This window comes from Gemmatimonadaceae bacterium, from assembly GCA_016720905.1.
Lineage (GTDB): Bacteria > Gemmatimonadota > Gemmatimonadetes > Gemmatimonadales > Gemmatimonadaceae > Gemmatimonas.
On record JADKJT010000002.1, the window covers coordinates 483499 to 500992 of the forward strand.

Genomic DNA, 17494 nt, shown 5'->3' on the forward strand with positions numbered 1-17494 from the left:
CGGTGCCCCAGGAGGTTTCCATCGGTGACGAAACGTACGGACCAGCTCGCCGCTGTGCACCGCCATCTCGCTAGCGAATGATAAAGGGACTGGTCTCAATCCCCGCGCTGGACGAGCGCATGAACTTGAGCACCCGGACATCGAGGAAGTTGAGAATTTGCAGCGGCAGCTTCCGCTTTTGCGCCTTGGTGAGGAGTTGATTCACCGACGGTATCAGCGTGAGCAGGTAGTCCACCGTCTTTTCACGGGCCGTGACATACTGGTCGTACGCGGCCGACTTGTCATAGCTGTCGGGCACGGCCTCCAGATACTTGGACACCGGTGTCCAGAGGGCGTCCGCCTTCTGCGTGAACAGGCGGCTGAGTGCCGCCAGACTGTCCGCCTGCTTGCGCGTCAGCTTGAGCGAATCCGGCTGCTGCAAAATGAGCATCATGGGGTTGGGGATCGTGCTGCTGCCCAGCGACTTGAGCAACGGCGCCGTCGATTTGGTGCCCGGTTTGCCGCGACCGATGTCCAGTCGCTGCGTCAGTACCTGACGCTCGCGCGGCACGCCGATATCCATCTGTATACGCAAGCTGATCAACGGCAGCACGCGTTGCGTGGACTGCGTGGGACGCGTGGAGCCGAACCGCTGGTTCACTTCATACTTGAACTGCTTCGTGGCCGGATCGAAACCGCGCACGAACAGCAGACTCTGGTCGGGCATGATATTCTGCCCCCAACCGCGAATGTCCTGGCCGTGCAACATGAGATCGGCCAATCCCAGCGGGTTGTTGATGCTGAAGTTGATGCTGGCGCGCTTCGGCAGTCCGATCTTCTGCGGATTGAAGCGGAAGCTGAGACTGGCCTGCGTTTGCCATGGCGCGCGGCAGCTGCCACGCGACGCCAGCTTCCCCATCTGCGCGTTCAGGCACGTGCGCGCCGCCGCCTCGCCGTTGTTGAGCAAATCGCGCATGGCCGTGGCCAGCGCCGGGTCGGCCGTGGTCGAGGGATCGAACACGAACGCGCGATCGTTGAATCCGCTGCCGTCACCGTTCACATCGCCTTGAATGGATGGCGTGAACGGCATGCCGGAGACGAACGCCAGATTCCACGACAGATACACCACGTCGAAAATGGGGAAGTCGCTGAAGCCCACGCCAATCTGGTGGCGACCGGGCTGCAGGCTTTGCCCCCACGACTTGGCGAACGGATCGCCGACGGTGCTGCTGAAGCCGCGATACTGGTCTCGCAGCACCATCAACTGATACGAGGCGTTCCAACGCAGCTTGGGATTGGCCGTGATGGGGCGCAAGGTGAACAGCAGCTGACGCGCATCCGAGCGCAGGTCGGACCGCGCTTCGGAGACGCGCAGAAAATCCGTCGTGATGCGGGTGTCCTGCAGGGCCATGGCGCCGGTGCGCGCATCGATGGCGTTCACGTTGGCGTACACTGGTCGGCCGGCTTCACTGCTCAACGTGAACCGCTGTGCACCCCGGAAGTTGCGATCGAGCGCGTCCTGCTGGTTGAGATTGAGCGAGTACACGCCCGACACGCCAAAGGCGAACCGATTGTCGATGATGGGGCCGCTCCAACTCAGGTTGGAACGCCACACGCGCGACTGCTGGAAGTTCGGATCGAACAGCGTGACGTTTGGCGTGCTGTTGGAAAACACCGTGCCGCTGGTGCCGTCGGCGCAGGTAGTGGGAATATTCGCCGCATTGGCGCCATAGCTGGACCACGCCGGTATCGGCGCCGCGGGCCCGGCGCAGGAAATCTGCTGCGTCGAACTGGCCAGGCCGGTGTTGTTCACGGCTGTGGCAATGAGATCCGATCCGCGCAGGTTCTGGAAGACACCCACGCCGCCCTGAATGAGCGCCCGCGGCGGACGCGCCGCACCGGGGATGAAGGCAATCTGCGGAGCAGTTCCATATATCCACGTGAACCCCAGTCGCGGACTGAGATACGCGCGATTGGGCACGGCGTCGTTGCGGACGCCCAGCTTCTGCTCCACCAGCGCATTCTGGCCCGGCGTGGTGAGGAACCGATTCGCATCGAGGCGCAGTCCATACTGGATCTGGACATCCTGCGACGGACGCCAGAAATCGCCCAGCGAAAAGGCGGCGGTGATTTGATCGCCGGTCCGCTCGGGCGCAAACAACGTGCGATTGAACGACGAAGCCTGTCCGGCCTGCAACTCGGCCAGCGAGTTGAACGAGAACGATCCGAACAGATTGGCGCTCTGGTCGGCCGTGAATCCCTCCTTGCGCACGTCCGATGTCAGCTTGACAGCGTGCCGGTTGTTGCCGGCATACCAGCGCATCTCGTTGGAGAGCTCGATGGTTTGTGCGCGCTGACCCAGCGCCAACGCCGGATTGCCGCCAAATGACAGCGACCGAACGGCCGATGTGCCGTCATCGAACAGCGAGTTGATGCGCACGCTGCCATTGGGCAGACGCAAGTACGGTTCGTTCTCGGTGCCGCTGAGACTCAGGCCCAGATTGGTGTTGGAAAGAATGCCGAACCAGAAGTAGTTGGTGTGGCGCAGCGAGGCGATGCCACTCCACTGCTTGGTTTCACCGTTGTGCGCGGGCGTGGTGAGAATGGACGAGCCGCCAAGGCCCGTCACCTGCTGGCTTTGCCGATAGTTGCCCAGCAGCCCCAGCGTCAGCGCGTTGCCGGTGCCCGAGGTGCCTGGTGTCAGGTCGAAGTTGGCCTGCAAACTGGCCGCATCAGTCGCCTGCAGCGATGGCGCGTTGGGCAGACTCGCCGGGATGTTGGCTTGCTGCAGAATATTGAGCAGGCGCGTTACGGAATCGCGTGCCACGCCGGCCGACGACAAGCCCAGTGCGCTGGTGTTGAGCAGCGACGGCAAGTCCTTGTAGTTGCGCGTCAGGCCAAACGAGGTGTTGTAGAAATTCCGGTCCATCGTGATCGGTCCACGACCACCGGCACCCAACTGGAAGTTGCTGTACTTCTGGTTTTGCTGCTCGGCGATGTCGTCGGCGAATTGCAGCGACGGCGTGATGGCGTTGGTGCTGGCCTGCCGAAACGAATAGTTGGTGCCCGGCTGCGAGACCAGCGCAATACGCGCACCGCTGAAGTTGCCGATGGCCGGATCGTAGCTGTACGTGAGCACTGATGCGCGCACCTGCGCATCAGGCGGCAACGTGTTGATGCCCGAGCCAAGCCCGTTGAACGTGGTGCTGTTCTGGTCGGCCGAAAGTCCCAGCGCCGAAAACTGATCGGCGGCACCGTCAAGCCCGGGGATGAGCTGAATGCCGGGAAGCCCCGCCGCCATGGCGGCGAGATTGCCCATCTGATCCGGCGACAGCCCGGTAGACGACAGCGGGCGCTCGCCGCCGCCGACATTGCCTCCCGGATCGGCACGATTGACCAGTGCGCGGGCCGCGTTGGCGGTGGTGGTCACCTGCTCGAGTGTGGCGATGCTGGACGCCAGCCTGGTGTCGGCCAGCAGGATCTCCTCGTCCGCCACGCGCTTGATCTCGAACCGCTTCGCCACATAGCCGATGGCGCGGAACTCCAGCCAGTAGTCGCCTTCACCATTCGGGTACGTGATGCTGTACCGGCCATTCCGGTCGGTCTTGGCGGCCTTCGACACGTTTCCCGAATACGAGGTCGCCTTGACCTGCACACCGCTGACCGGCATGGAGTCGGGCCCAAGCACCCGCCCCCGGATGACATCCAGTTGCTGCGCGCTCGCCGGTGCGGCAGAAACGACCATCAATAGCAAGGTACATACGAGCAGGACAAGACGACGCATGGTGTGGACGGCGTGGAAATGGAGAAGGTCGGTCATGGCGGCCGGAAGGGCGCATGGGTTGGACCCAGGAGACCCCCCGGAGGTTGCCTGGGTCGCCTCGATCTATCTCGGCACGACTTTGGCCGACTTGATGTAGTCAAGCTTGGGGAACGCCTGCATCAAGTACGCATTACCCTCCGATTCGATTCGCCCTTGATCCGGCGACTCGCCGTATTCGGAATTGAGGGCGTCCACCACGTCCATTCCCTCCACCACGTGACCGAAGGGCGCGAAGCCCTGCGCGTCAAGCATGGAGTTGTCGCCGAAATTGATGAAGAACTGACTGGATCGGGAGTTCGGTCGCGGCGTCGTGGCATACACGATCGTGCCGCGGACATTGCTGGTCTTGACCGGATCGTCGGTGAGGGAGCTGTTCATCCACTCGCCGTTGACCTTCGGATCGCCATGCATGCCGAACTGGGCGACGAAACCGGAGACGACGCGAAAGAAGCGGACATCGGTGAAGTAGCCGCCCTCCACCATTTCGTAGAATCGATCGACGCCGATGGGGGCGAGAGAACGCGTGACGTCGACCGTGAAATTGCCACGACTGGTCTCGAACAGCACACGAAACGAGTCAGGGCTGGCGGCCGGTGTGGCGGACGGCGGACGAACGGCGGACGCAGCGGCCGTTGTCGCAGGAACGCCCGGCGCCTGCTCCTTGGTCTTGCAGGCCGTAACGGCCACGGGCAATGCGACCACCAAAGCCAACCGGGACAGGCGAACGACAGGCATCAACGACACGAGAATCTCCTGAGAGTACACAGTGGAATGAACTGCGACGGCGCCCTACGGTGAAACAGGAACGTGCTCCCAATGGAACCGCGAACCGCTGACGTCCGTGCCCGGCACCAGCGTGCTGCGCGCAACGGCTGTGGTCACGGTCACCTCACGACCGCGCTCAGCCAGTGATCGCGCAGCCACCAAGTCGGCCACTGCCGCCACATCACGCTCGGCGCTGGGCAGGCGCACCGGACCTGACGGGGGCACGACCACCAGTTTCCAACTCGCCGTCCGATCTACAGTACGCTGCAATCGCCCGTTCGCTGCATACGACAGTGCGACGTCGCCTCCCAGCACCTCGCGTCCGGCGCGCGGCGACAGCGGGATCACCCAGCCCTCCATGCTTGCGTCGTCCTGCGGCAGCGACACGACGGTGAACGGCCGGGCCAACCGGCGCCAGGCTGGCGACACCTCGCGCGTGATGTCACGCACCAGTCGGGCGCCCACTGCCACCTGTGCCGTATCGATGGCCGCCGTATACCGCGCGCGGGCGCCATCCAGGCGAATCATGATGAGCCGACGGGCACGGGTGTACCCCGTGTCGATGTCAAACACCCCGCCAATGGGCACGCCATCGGCATTGCGCTCGCAGTACACGTGGCGCGGAGCCGATGCAACCGCGCCGAAGCTGCCACTGGCACGAAGTCGCAGTACAGTCGACGAGCACTGTATCTGGAACAATGCAGCACGGGCGCGCGCGTCGACCGCGGCAAAAGCGGTTGTGAATCCGGCCGGCATGACGTCCGCGGCAGTCACCGGCGCAGCGTCTGGCGGCAACACCCGCACCGGTTGCGTGTCAACGGGTTTGGCGCCGCTCGAGGCGCAACCGGCCAGAAGCGCCGTCACGAGTACAGCGCGTGCGAATCGCGCCCCCCTAAAGTCGTTCATGACGGCCTCAGGACCATGCCATGGCCACGCGCACCGTCACGACGCTCGCCGTGCAGCAAGGCGATCACTCCGTTTACGACCACGGCCTGGATACCAATCGGGTACTGAAACGGCTGCTCATAGGTGGCGCCGTCGTTCACTGTCGTCGCGTCGAAGACCACGACGTCGGCCGGCACGCCGACCGCCAATCTCCCTCGATCGCGCAAGCCCACCCGCAACGCGGGGAACGCCGACATCTTGTGAATCGCCTGCGCCAGCGTGAGTGCCTGTCGCTCCCGCACGTACCGACCCAGCACGCGGGGAAAGGTGCCGAGTCCGCGTGGATGCGGGCTGCCGCGACGGGTCGGGCCGTCGATGGCGTAGCCGCCACCGTCGCTGCACACCATGCCCTGCGGGTGCGCCAGAATGCGATCGATGTTGTCTTCACTCATCGCGAACCCCACCATGCCGACGTTACCGCTGCTGCGTCGCAGCAGACCGGTACACGCTTCATACGGATCCATCGACAGCGACGCGGCATACGCGCCAAGGCGTTTGCCCTCTGCCGCGCGATCGTCCGCGGCGCGCACCGACGTGATGTGCACGTTCTCCCATCCACCAATCAACTCCACCTTGGCCAACGTCGCCGCCTTCACGCGCGGTGCCACGATGGGATCGGACAGTCTGGCCAGGAACGCATCGGTACCACCATCACGACTCCACACCGGGAACAGGTTGGTCAAACCCGTGGAGTACGCGGTGTAGGGATAGCGGTCGAAGGCCACGTCCAAGCCGTCGCGACGCGCGCCGGCCACGCGCGCGAAGGCGTCATCCAGTTTGCCCCAGTTCCGCGGGCCCTGCGTTTTCAGGTGGGAAATCTGCAACGGACACCGTGCGCCACGCGACACGGCAATGGACTCGTCAATGGACTCCAGCAGGCGATCGTCCTCGTTGCGCATATGCGTGGCATATGGCAGCCGCCGCGCCGCCAGCGGCCGACACAACGCCACCAGTTCGTCCAGCGATGCGAAGGCGCCCGGCGTGTATTCAAGCCCCGACGACGCGCCGCACGCACCGGCCGCCAGCGCCGCCTCCACGAGGGTCACCATGCGAGTGAGCTCCGTGGCGGTGGCCGGCCGATCATCCGCGCCCACCACGCGGCCGCGCACACTCCCCAGTCCGATCATCGCCGCCACATGGACGGCCGGTGCGAGTGCTTCCATCGACGTCAGGTACGCAGCGAAGCTCTCGCCTCCGTCGACGCCACGTGAGCTGCCGTCTTGTCCGCCCACGATGGTCGTCACGCCCTGCCGGATCACCGACTCGGCGCGGGGATCATCGCTCAGTGAACTCTCCGCGTGCGAGTGAATGTCGATGAAGCCCGGCGCCACCACCATGCCGCGCGCATCGATCTCCTCCCGCCCGCGCTCACTGATGCTTGGTGCGATGGCGGTGACCCGTCCATTGGCGATGGCCACATCACGCATCGCGCCCGCCGCGCCGGTGCCATCGTACACCGTTCCGCCACGCACCACGAGGTCGTGATCGGCGCGGAGTCGCAGCAATGCCGGTGCGCCGACCACAGCCACAAGCGACATGGCGCTGGTGCCGAGAAAGTCGCGTCGGGTTGTGGACATGGAGAGGGGGGAGCGTGGGCGGATTGGACGGATTCTTCCACCCAAAACTACCATTGAATCACCGGCGACGCGATTTCCCTGCCCGCCTCAGAATGCGACCATGCGCGTGATCTTCACCGCCACCGAGCGTTCATTGCGCACGTTGGTGAGCGTATTCTGGCGCTCCGTGTACACCAGAAAGACATCACTGAGCGGCGAGTACCGCCACGCCAGGCGCGCGTTGGTCACGAAGCTCTTGGTCTGGGTGTTGTACTGCACGAACGCGCTGCCAAACAGCGTCGTCGATTTTGCGTACTTGATGCGAAGGCCTGCCAGATCGGCCGTGAAGTCGCCGCTCTTCAGCGAGACATCGTTGTGCTGATAGCTCCCCTCAAAGCTGATGTCGTACCGTGGCCGCCATGTCAGCCCGCCTCCAAATGCCTGATTCGTGCCGTCATAGTACTCGCCCACCTTGACATTGGCACTGCCGTAAATCGGGTATCGCTGGGTAGACGTGTACGTGGCCTGCGCATTGCGATACGCGTATCGCCCCACCGGAATCGACCGCCCTGCAAATGGGGTGAACGCCGCATCAAGCCGATCGAACCAGTCGCTTACTTCGAGCTTCAGCTCCCCGTCGGGTTGAAAGAACACATCCAGACCCGCCGTGATCTGATGCGATTGCGCCGCGCCGTTGAAGTCGGCGTAGTAGTCCGCCTCCACATACGGATTCAGTTCCTGGATCAGGCGCAGTCGTGGCCGTGCATGCACGCCCACCGTGGCGTAGCTCTGCTGGAAGTCGCGGCGACGCACGAACCCGATGCCGGGATCGAAGTTGGCCGAGACGCGCTTGTGCATGACCGATGTGTTCCAGAACCGATCGCGGTAGGCCACCGACAGGCGGCCCGCCGAGCCGTCGGACGTGGACTGGCTGGCATCACTGGTGGCGACATAGGTGTTGATGATCAGATTGTCGCGCGGGCGGATATTCGCGTCCACGCCATAGGAGCGATTGAATGCGCCCGAACTGTCGGTGGCCTCGCGATTGGCCACCAGCAACCCGACATCGGAATTGCCGAACAGATTACGACGCACGCGACCCACCGCGAAGTTTTCGGCCGGTGTCGCGCCGGCCCGCTGCGTCTGCATATCCAGCAGGCCAAGTTCCCATCCCTTCACGCGCCCGGTGAGGCGTCCACCGCCCACAATGGGAATCGGCAGACCATCGGCCGTGAGTCCGATCTGGCGCGAGTTGAACAGCGTGAAGTCACTGAGCGCCGCACCCATGCGGTAGTTGCGCTCGACCACATCGCCCAGTGTAAACGAGCCGGAATTTTCGACAAAGAACTCGCGTCGCTCGGGAAACAGCACGCCAAAGCGCGTCAGGTTCACAATCTGCTGATCGACCTCCACTTGCGAGAAGTCGGTGTTGATCGTGAGGTCGAGCGTGAGCGATGGCGTGACCCCGTACTTGATATCGCCACCAATATCACCCTTGCTGCCCAATGACGCGCTGGGAACCTGCGCGCCAATGGAGTTGGACGCCAGCGCATACGGCTTCACCTGCAGGTTGCGTCCCTGCTTGAGTCCGGACAGCCCTTCGATGGTACCGGCTTTCGACATGCGGTGCAGCCGATACTGCCGCTCCAGCGGCGCCCAGTACGACGTTTCATTCACCCGTCGCACCCGACGAATGAAATTGATGCCCCACGTTTGCGGATCGCTCTGCGCGTTGAAGCGCAGCGTTTTGAGCGGAATCCGCATTTCCACCGTCCAACTGGAGTCCTGCAACGTGGTCTTGACCGTGTGAATGCCGTCCCACGCTTCGACGATGTTGCGCGAATCGTTGAACGTCTGCTCATCGCGCACCGCACCCTTGGGATTGACGATGAACAGGAACGCATTGCGACGATCGTGAAACGTGTCCAGCACCAGGCCGAAAATATCGCTGTTGGTGGACACGAAGTCGCGTTCAAGCCCCACCGTGATGGCCTTCTGCGGTGACGGGTCGTAGTTGACGCTGGCGACGTACAGGTTGTCCTGGTCGTACAGCACGCGCACTTCCGTGCGGAACGTCGCCGGAAACCCTGTCTCCGGAAGCTGCTGCACGAAGTTGGAGAGCACCGGGGCCGACTTCCACTCCGCCTCGTCCAACGTGCCGTCCACCACGATGGGACGCGCTGTGCGCGTGGCCTGCATGACGGGGCGGGCCACGGTTTCCGGATTCACGGCCGACGGCCCCGGCAGGGGGGGGGGGGGGGGGGGGGGGGGGGGGGGGGGGGGGGGGGGGGGGGGGGGGGGGGGGGGGGGGGGGGGGGGGGGGGGGGGGGGGGGGGGGGGGGGGGGGGGGGGGGGGGGGGGGGGGGGGGGGGGGGGGGGGGGGGGGGGGGGGGGGGGGGGGGGGGGGGGGGGGGGGGGGGGGGGGGGGGGGGGGGGGGGGGGGGGGGGGGGGGGGGGGGGGGGGGGGGGGGGGGGGGGGGGGGGGGGGGGGGGGGGGGGGGGGGGGGGGGGGGGGGGGGGGGGGGGGGGGGGGGGGGGGGGGGGGGGGGGGGGGGGGGGGGGGGGGGGGGGGGGGGGGGGGGGGGGGGGGGGGGGGGGGGGGGGGGGGGGGGGGGGGGGGGGGGGGGGGGGGGGGGGGGGGGGGGGGGGGGGGGGGGGGGGGGGGGGGGGGGGGGGGGGGGGGGGGGGGGGGGGGGGGGGGGGGGGGGGGGGGGGGGGGGGGGGGGGGGGGGGGGGGGGGGGGGGGGGGGGGGGGGGGGGGGGGGGGGGGGGGGGGGGGGGGGGGGGGGGGGGGGGGGGGGGGGGGGGGGGGGGGGGGGGGGGGGGGGGGGGGGGGGGGGGGGGGGGGGGGGGGGGGGGGGGGGGGGGGGGGGGGGGGGGGGGGGGGGGGGGGGGGGGGGGGGGGGGGGGGGGGGGGGGGGGGGGGGGGGGGGGGGGGGGGGGGGGGGGGGGGGGGGGGGGGGGGGGGGGGGGGGGGGGGGGGGGGGGGGGGGGGGGGGGGGGGGGGGGGGGGGGGGGGGGGGGGGGGGGGGGGGGGGGGGGGGGGGGGGGGGGGGGGGGGGGGGGGGGGGGGGGGGGGGGGGGGGGGGGGGGGGGGGGGGGGGGGGGGGGGGGGGGGGGGGGGGGGGGGGGGGGGGGGGGGGGGGGGGGGGGGGGGGGGGGGGGGGGGGGGGGGGGGGGGGGGGGGTTTTTGGGGGGGGGGGGGGGGGGGGGGGGGACCGTGCCTCTGGGCGTGCGCGATGGACGGTACGACGAGCAGCAGCGGTGGCCGACAAACACACGGCGGCCCAACCGCTTTCAGGGACGGTTACCGTTTTTTTTTTTTTTTTTTTTTTTTTTTTTTTTTTTTTTTTTTTTTTTTTTTTTTTTTTTTTTTTTTTTTTTTTTTTTTTTTTTTTTTTTTTTTTTTTTTTTTTTTTTTTTTTTTTTTTTTTTTTTTTTTTTTTTTTTTTTTTTTTTTTTTTTTTTTTTTTTTTTTTTTTTTTTTTTTTTTTTTTTTTTTTTTTTTTTTTTTTTTTTTTTTTTTTTTTTTTTTTTTTTTTTTTTTTTTTTTTTTTTTTTTTTTTTTTTTTTTTTTTTTTTTTTTTTTTTTTTTTTTTTTTTTTTTTTTTTTTTTTTTTTTTTTTTTTTTTTTTTTTTTTTTTTTTTTTTTTTTTTTTTTTTTTTTTTTTTTTTTTTTTTTTTTTTTTTTTTTTTTTTTTTTTTTTTTTTTTTTTTTTTTTTTTTTTTTTTTTTTTTTTTTTTTTTTTTTTTTTTTTTTTTTTTTTTTTTTTTTTTTTTTTTTTTTTTTTTTTTTTTTTTTTTTTTTTTTTTTTTTTTTTTTTTTTTTTTTTTTTTTTTTTTTTTTTTTTTTTTTTTTTTTTTTTTTTTTTTTTTTTTTTTTTTTTTTTTTTTTTTTTTTTTTTTTTTTTTTTTTTTTTTTTTTTTTTTTTTTTTTTTTTTTTTTTTTTTTTTTTTTTTTTTTTTTTTTTTTTTTTCTCAAATCACGGCACCGGACGATTCATCGTCTTGATCTCGTATTCCTTGGGTGGCTCCGCACCCAGCAGATACTTCACGAAGTAATCCCAGCGGCGACGCATCATGTAGTTGGACATGTTGCCGTACCCATGCGGCTGGTTGGGCAACATCAGCAAGTCGAAGTCCTTGTTGGCCTTGATGAGCGCGTCGGCCACCAGCAGCGTGTTGTAGGGCGGCACGTTGTTGTCCATCGTGCCGTGGGCCAGCAACAGGTGTCCTTTCAGATTCTTGGCAAACGTCTGGTTGGCCTCAATGTCGTAGCTGTCGGTGCCGTCAGGCAGTTTCTCCAACAATCCCTGGTAGCGCTCGCCCCAGTCGTCTTCATACTGGCGCTGGTCGTGATTGCCCGACTCGGCGATGCCCACCTTGAAGAAGTCAGGGAAACGGAACATCGCATCAGCGGTGATGAACCCGCCGCCTGAATGTCCCCACATCGCCGCCTGGTCGATATCGATCCCGGGATACTGCTTCGCCAGATCTTTCATGCCCGCCACCTGATCGGGCACCGTGTTGTCACGACCCATGCGACCGTAGTACGCGTCGTGGAACGACTTCGAACGGCCCGGTGTGCCCCGACCATCGATGGAGACCACGATGAATCCCAGTTCCGACAACGCCTGCTTGTCGCCTCGCGCCGCCGAGAAACCGCGTGAACCGACGCTGCCGCTTTGCGGGCCCGGATACGCGTTGTTGATGATCGGATACTTCCTGGCCGGATCGAAATTCGATGGCCGGAACATCATGCCGTACAGGTCCGTGGTGCCGTCGGCCGCTTTCACCTTGATGGGAATCGGCGGCTTCCAGCCCGACGCCAGCAAGCGCGTGATGTCCGCCTTCTCCAAGGGCATCACCATCTTGCCGTTGCCGTCGCGCAGCGTCACCACCGGCGGCACATCAGGCGACGAGTAGCTGTCAATCAGGTACTTGCCACTGGGTGAGAGCTGCATGGTGTGATCACCCACATCCGGTGTGAGCGACACTTGCGTCTTGCCATCGAGTCCAATCTTGTAGAAGTGCGCGAAGTACGGGTCCTGCCCTTTCTCGCGGCCGTTGGCGGCGTACCACAGCGTGCGGGTCTTTTCATCGAGGCGCGCAATCTGCGTGACCGGTCCTTCCCCGCTGGTGACCTTGCTCTTGAGCTTCCCGGTCGTGAGGTCGTACAGGTACAGTTGACCCCAGTCGTCGCGCTGCGAGTACCACAGGATTTCATTGGTGGGCCACAGCACGCGCCATCCCGTCCGCGATTCGAAATGCGTGGGCACCGTTTCGTCGAACAGCGTGCGCACCGCGCCGGTGGTCGCATTGGCCACGCGGAAGACGGCGCTCTTGTGATCGCGCGACGTGGACACGAAGGCCAACGTGGATCCGTCGGGGCTCCAGTTGTAGTCGGCCATCGTGATATTGTCGCCAATGGTGCCACGATGGAAATCGGGCGGGGTCTGCAATCGCACCACGGTGCCCGCGTCCACATCGATGATGACGCGCGACAGCATCGCGACCACGCTGTCGCCGGGCAGCGGATACTTCCACGCCTTCAAGACCGGATGACCGACCTTGGTCTCGACCAGGAACATGTCGCCGACCTTGCGTTCATCCTGCTGCTGCGTGGCGATCTTCTTCGAGTCGGGCGACCAGAGCAAAATGGCCCGATCGCTGCTGGCCCAGCCCGCGTTGTCGGTGGCGTACCCGTTGTTGGTTTCGCCGTCGGTGGTAAGGCGCTTCTCCTGCCCCGTGGCCACATCGCGCACCCAGAGATTCCAGTCACGAATGAAGGCGGCGCGCTTGCCATCGGGCGACATCACGGCATTCCCGGCCCCGCCGCCACGGCCACCGCCACCGCCGCGACCACCACGTCCGCCAACTGCCGAATCGGCCGTGGCCGGCACACCGGGGCAATTGCTGCGTGTCGCGTCACACACCACGCGCGTCTTCTTGGCGGGGTCAACCAATACCACCTGCGGACCAGACGCGCCGGTGGTGCGATACCAGAATCGCTCGTCCGGCAGCCAGGTGGCGGCGACCGTGCCACCCACCACCAATCCCGCGAGACTCGGCGCCAACTGACTGGCAGCCCGATCGTAGTCGGCGGTGGTCACCACGCGCGTGGGCTGCTGAGCCGAAATCGAAGCGAGCGTGACTGACGTGCTGGCGACAAGGGTCGCCAGCGAACGGAGGGATCGGTTCATGGGGTCCTCGGGGATGCCGACGCAGGTGCCGGCGTAACGCGGTGCAGGACGGGCGGCACGACCGTCACCGCCCGCCACATTCTACTACGGCGTCAGGTCCGCCCGATAGCTGATGGCGAACTCCAGGAAGCGCGAGATGTCCACAATCGACGCCGCGCGGAACCGAATGGTGTGCGAATCCACCCGGTCCGTCCCCGGCAGGTACGACATCATTTCGGCTGGTGTGTAACTCTTGTACGACAGCTCGAGGCGGAACGGTCCGGTCGCCGGCATGGGCGTGAAGTCCTTGAGTCGGAGCATCGCCGCTTTGGCCTTCGCGCGAATCAGGGCCTGCGACGACTCGGGCGTCATGACCGCCGCCGCATGGAAGCTGATGGACCGTTTCACCACCGCCCCTTCCGCGCGACCAGTGAGCTTCTGCACTTCGCCCACCGCCTGCTCGTCTCCCGACACCATCACCACCGGCACGCCAAAGTACCCGGCGATGGTGGCGTTGATGCCCGACTCCGACATCGGCTGACCATTCAGTTTCACCGCCGAGAACGTCGCACTGGAGATCGTGTGCGCGCGCACGCCCTGCGGATTCGTGGTGGCCGCATGATACCCGATGAGCATCACCGCGCTGAACGTGGAGTCGATTCCTTCCATCATCATGAGCGGACGCGGCGATCCGCGAATGATCGTGACGCCGGCCGGAAACTTGTCGATGAGCAGATTCTGCATGTTGCCGTGCGCATCGGCCACTACAAACTCGGTGGCGCCCGCCTCCCGTGCGCCGGCAATCGCCGCCAGCGCCTCGGCGGTCATGTATTCGCGGAACTTCGCGTACTCGAATCCGGTGGGGCCGAGCTGTTCGGAGGTGACTACGCCGCCGATGCCCTCCATATCCACCGAGATGAACACCTTGATGGGGCGTTGGGCGGCCAGTGGGACCGCGCCCAGACCGGCCAGCAGCCACGCCATCACGATCCGATTTGATCTCCGCATTTCGTGCTCCGCGTAAGTGGTCCGTCTCGAAGGTCGACGCCCGGGCAGGTCGCGTCAAGCGGATCTGCCCACATCTGTACTTGGCGACCCAGACACCGCGGGCTCTATTTCACGCATGATGCTATCATGTCGTTTCCGTCGGCGAGTGCGTACGCTGGCAATGGTCGTCGTGGCGCTGCCGTGGTTGCGATCGGTGGCGGGTGCCCAGACCGCGCCCGCGCTCAAGCACGCCCGCGCAACCCGGGTCACCGGCTCGGCGCCTCGCATCGACGGTGCACTGGACGACGCGGCCTGGGATCACGCGCAGCCGGTGTCCGACTTCGTGCAAAAGATCCCGACGGAGGGTGCGTCGCCCAGCGTCGCCACGGAGGTCCGGTTGTTGTACGACGATCACGCACTCTACGTGGGTGCGCACTTGAGACGTGCAGACCCCCGCGCCATTCGCACGTCGCTCACCCGCCGCGATGGCGACAGTGACGCTGAAACCTTCACGGTGTCGCTGGACACCTATCTCGACCGTCGCACCGCCTACAGCTTCACGATTTCGTCGGGTGGCGTGCGCGGCGACGCGTATCACTCGCAGGACAGTGAAGACAGCGGACGTGAAGCGCAGTTCGATCCCATCTGGAGCGCGCGGGCGCGGGTGGATGCCGACGGCTGGACGGCCGAAATGCGCATTCCGTTTTCTCAGCTGCGCTTCAACGCCGGCACGGAACAGACCTGGGGACTGCAGCTCACCCGCAACGTCGCCGACATCGCGGAGCGGGTGCAATGGACGCTGATCCCGGTGTCCGCCGCCGGGTTTTCCTCGCGCTTCGGGCATCTGGATGGCATCAGCGGCATTCCGCCGGCGCGCCGTGTGGAACTGCTACCGTACGTCGCGTCGGATCTCACCTTTCGCGCCAACGAGAACAAGGCCAACCCGTTCATCGATCATTCCAGCACACGCGCCGGTGGCGACCTCAAGGTGGGGCTTGGACCGAATCTCACGCTGGATGCCACGATCAATCCCGATTTCGGGCAGGTGGAGTCCGATCCGGCCATTGTGAATTTGTCGGCGTTCGAGAACGTGTTCGAGGAACGCCGCCCGTTCTTCATCGAGGGCAATGAGTTGTTGACGGGACGCGGGCAGAGTTTCATCGGTCGCCCCACGTGGTTCTATAGCCGTCGCATTGGCGGAGCGCCGCATGGTACCGCGGGTGGCGATTTCCGCGACATCCCCACAAGCACCACCATTCTCTCGGCGGGCAAGGTTACCGGACGACTGAAGTCCGGACTGTCTGTCGGGGCGCTCGCGGCGGTCACGCCGCGCGAGTTTGCGCGCACCTTCAGTGTGGCCGACGATTCTCTGGCGCGGACCGCCGTTGAGCCGCCCAGCGCGTTCGGCGTCGTGCGGTTGCAGCAGGAGTTCGGCGCGCAGCAATCGAACGTGGGGTTGTCGCTCACCAACATCCAGCGATCGCTCGACGATCGCGGCGGTCTGCGCACGTTGTTACCGTCCAGCGCCGTCGCGGGTGGCGTCGACTGGAAGCTGCGCTATCGCCAGGGCATGTACGAAGTCACTGGTTGGGTGGGTGGCAGCCATGTGACGGGCGACTCGCTGGCGATGGCGCGGCTGCAACGCAACAGCGCGCACTTCTTCCAGCGACCCGACCAGAGCCACATCCGATTCGACCCACGCCTGACCTCGATGGACGGTGCCAGCGCGTCGCTGCGTCTGGACAAGAACGCAGGGCGTTTCACCCTGGGCGGGATTCAGCTGTCCACACGGACGCCGGGATTCGAGATCAACGATGCCGGGCAAATGCGCAGCGGCGATGACGTCGACTTCAACGCCGACATCCAACTGCGTGACACCAAGCCAAACAAGTACGTGCGCTTTTTCAATTTCGGAACGGCCACACAGGCGGGATGGAACTACGGCGGCATCAGGCAATACCTCCGGTTCTCCGAGAATGCGTCCGCCACGCTGCACAATTTCTGGCGCGTGAGCGCCGGCGCCACACTGCTGGTTGGGTCGGAGAGCGATGACCTCACTCGTGGCGGGCCACTGATGGCCACCGCGAGCGGCTATCAGCTGACGGCCGGCATCAACAGTCGCGCCAACATTCCCACCACGTGGTCGGTGCGCACCACGTATCTGCACGACGAATTCGGCGGCCGGAGCGCGAGTCTCGCCACCACCCTCACCGTGCGACCCGCATCACGGTGGCAGGCGTCGGTCGACCCCACGTACTCACGCGTGACCGATGCCCGTCAGTACGTGGCCACGAGATCGGGGGGCAGCGCGGCGACGTATGGCCAGCGATACGTCTTTTCGTTCATCGAGCGGGGTACGTGGTCAGCGCGATTCCGGCTCAACTACGCCTTCACGCCCAACTTCACGGTGGAAGGATACGCCGAGCCGTTTGCGGCCAGCGGGCGCTTCTACGATTTCGGGGAACTGTCCGCCCCGCGCAGTGCCACCCAGCGGGTATACGGCGCCACCGGCACCGGCACGCAGATCACGCGCGACTCCAGCGGCACGCGCACGGTACGCGATGGCGCCGGTAGTTTCACGATACCCCATCTCGACTTCAATCGACTGTCCTTTCGATCCAACCTGGTATTGCGCTGGGAGTGGCTGCCCGGCAGTACGGCGTTCCTCATCTGGCAGCAGAATCGGCAAGACAGTGACGCTTCGGGACGACTGGTGACACCAAGCGACTTGTTGGACGCCACCCACGCCACAGGTGATCACTTCCTGGTTTTCAAGCTGAGCTATCTCATGGGTGTCCGATGAATCCCGATCTCTTGCTTCGCGTCGCCGACCTTCGCAGGGAATTTCGGCAGCTGCACGAGTCGGGCTGTTTTGTCATGCCCAATCCGTGGGACTGTGGCAGCGCACGACTGCTGGAGGGATTGGGCTTCAAGGCGCTCGCCACCACCAGTGCCGGATTCGCGTGGTCGCTGGGGAAACCGGACAACCGTGTGACACTCGACGAGCTGCTCGTGCATCTACACGCCATTACGGCGTCAGTCACGATTCCCGTGAATGCAGATTTCGAAGGCGGCTTCGCGATCGAACCCGCAAGCGTGGCGGCAAACGTATCGCGCGCAATCACCACCGGCATCGCCGGACTTTCCATTGAGGACTCCACCGGCAACGCCGCGCGCCCGCTGTTCGACTTCGCACTGTCGGTGGAGCGCATTCGCGCGGCGCGGTCGGCCATCGACGACAGTGGCACTGGCGTACT

Annotated in this window: 10 protein-coding genes; 2 read left to right on the top strand and 8 right to left on the bottom strand. The window is 63.3% G+C overall.

Annotated elements, in window-relative coordinates:
• Positions 1-70: 70 nt before the first annotated feature.
• The 8 genes from IPP90_04350 to IPP90_04385 form a co-directional block, all read right to left on the bottom strand.
• Positions 71-3799 carry a carboxypeptidase regulatory-like domain-containing protein gene (locus tag IPP90_04350; GenBank protein MBL0169953.1) on the bottom strand — a complete coding sequence of 1243 codons (3729 nt, stop codon included), beginning with the start codon at positions 3797-3799 and terminating at the stop codon, positions 71-73.
• A 66-nt stretch (positions 3800-3865) separates the two neighbouring features.
• Complete coding sequence (locus tag IPP90_04355; protein ID MBL0169954.1) at positions 3866-4537, bottom strand: peptidylprolyl isomerase; 672 nt, start codon at positions 4535-4537, stop codon at positions 3866-3868.
• Positions 4538-4591: 54 nt separating this feature from the next.
• The gene (locus IPP90_04360; protein ID MBL0169955.1) at positions 4592-5473 is read right to left on the bottom strand and encodes a hypothetical protein; all 882 of its coding nucleotides are present in this window, start codon (positions 5471-5473) and stop codon (positions 4592-4594) included.
• A complete protein-coding gene (locus tag IPP90_04365; GenBank protein ID MBL0169956.1) occupies positions 5470-7089 on the bottom strand; it encodes a D-aminoacylase in 1620 nt (539 codons plus the stop codon). The genes IPP90_04360 and IPP90_04365 overlap by 4 nt, the downstream gene beginning before the upstream one ends.
• Before the next feature lie 87 nt (positions 7090-7176).
• Positions 7177-9282 carry a carbohydrate binding family 9 domain-containing protein gene (locus IPP90_04370; protein MBL0169957.1) on the bottom strand — a complete coding sequence of 702 codons (2106 nt, stop codon included), beginning with the start codon at positions 9280-9282 and terminating at the stop codon, positions 7177-7179.
• Positions 9283-10375: 1093 nt separating this feature from the next.
• The gene (locus tag IPP90_04375) at positions 10376-11050 is read right to left on the bottom strand and encodes a hypothetical protein (protein ID MBL0169958.1); all 675 of its coding nucleotides are present in this window, start codon (positions 11048-11050) and stop codon (positions 10376-10378) included.
• Between the two features lies 1 nt (position 11051).
• Complete coding sequence (locus IPP90_04380; GenBank protein MBL0169959.1) at positions 11052-13271, bottom strand: DPP IV N-terminal domain-containing protein; 2220 nt, start codon at positions 13269-13271, stop codon at positions 11052-11054.
• Positions 13272-13355: 84 nt separating this feature from the next.
• Entirely contained in the window at positions 13356-14258 is a 903-nt protein-coding gene (locus IPP90_04385; protein MBL0169960.1) for a M55 family metallopeptidase, read from the bottom strand.
• Positions 14259-14403: 145 nt separating this feature from the next.
• Between IPP90_04385 and IPP90_04390 the strand changes: the two genes are divergently transcribed.
• Complete coding sequence (locus tag IPP90_04390; GenBank protein MBL0169961.1) at positions 14404-17040, top strand: carbohydrate binding family 9 domain-containing protein; 2637 nt, start codon at positions 14404-14406, stop codon at positions 17038-17040.
• The coding region (locus IPP90_04395; GenBank protein ID MBL0169962.1) for an isocitrate lyase/phosphoenolpyruvate mutase family protein at positions 17037-17494 on the top strand (458 nt) is incomplete at its 3' end. The genes IPP90_04390 and IPP90_04395, both read left to right, overlap by 4 nt.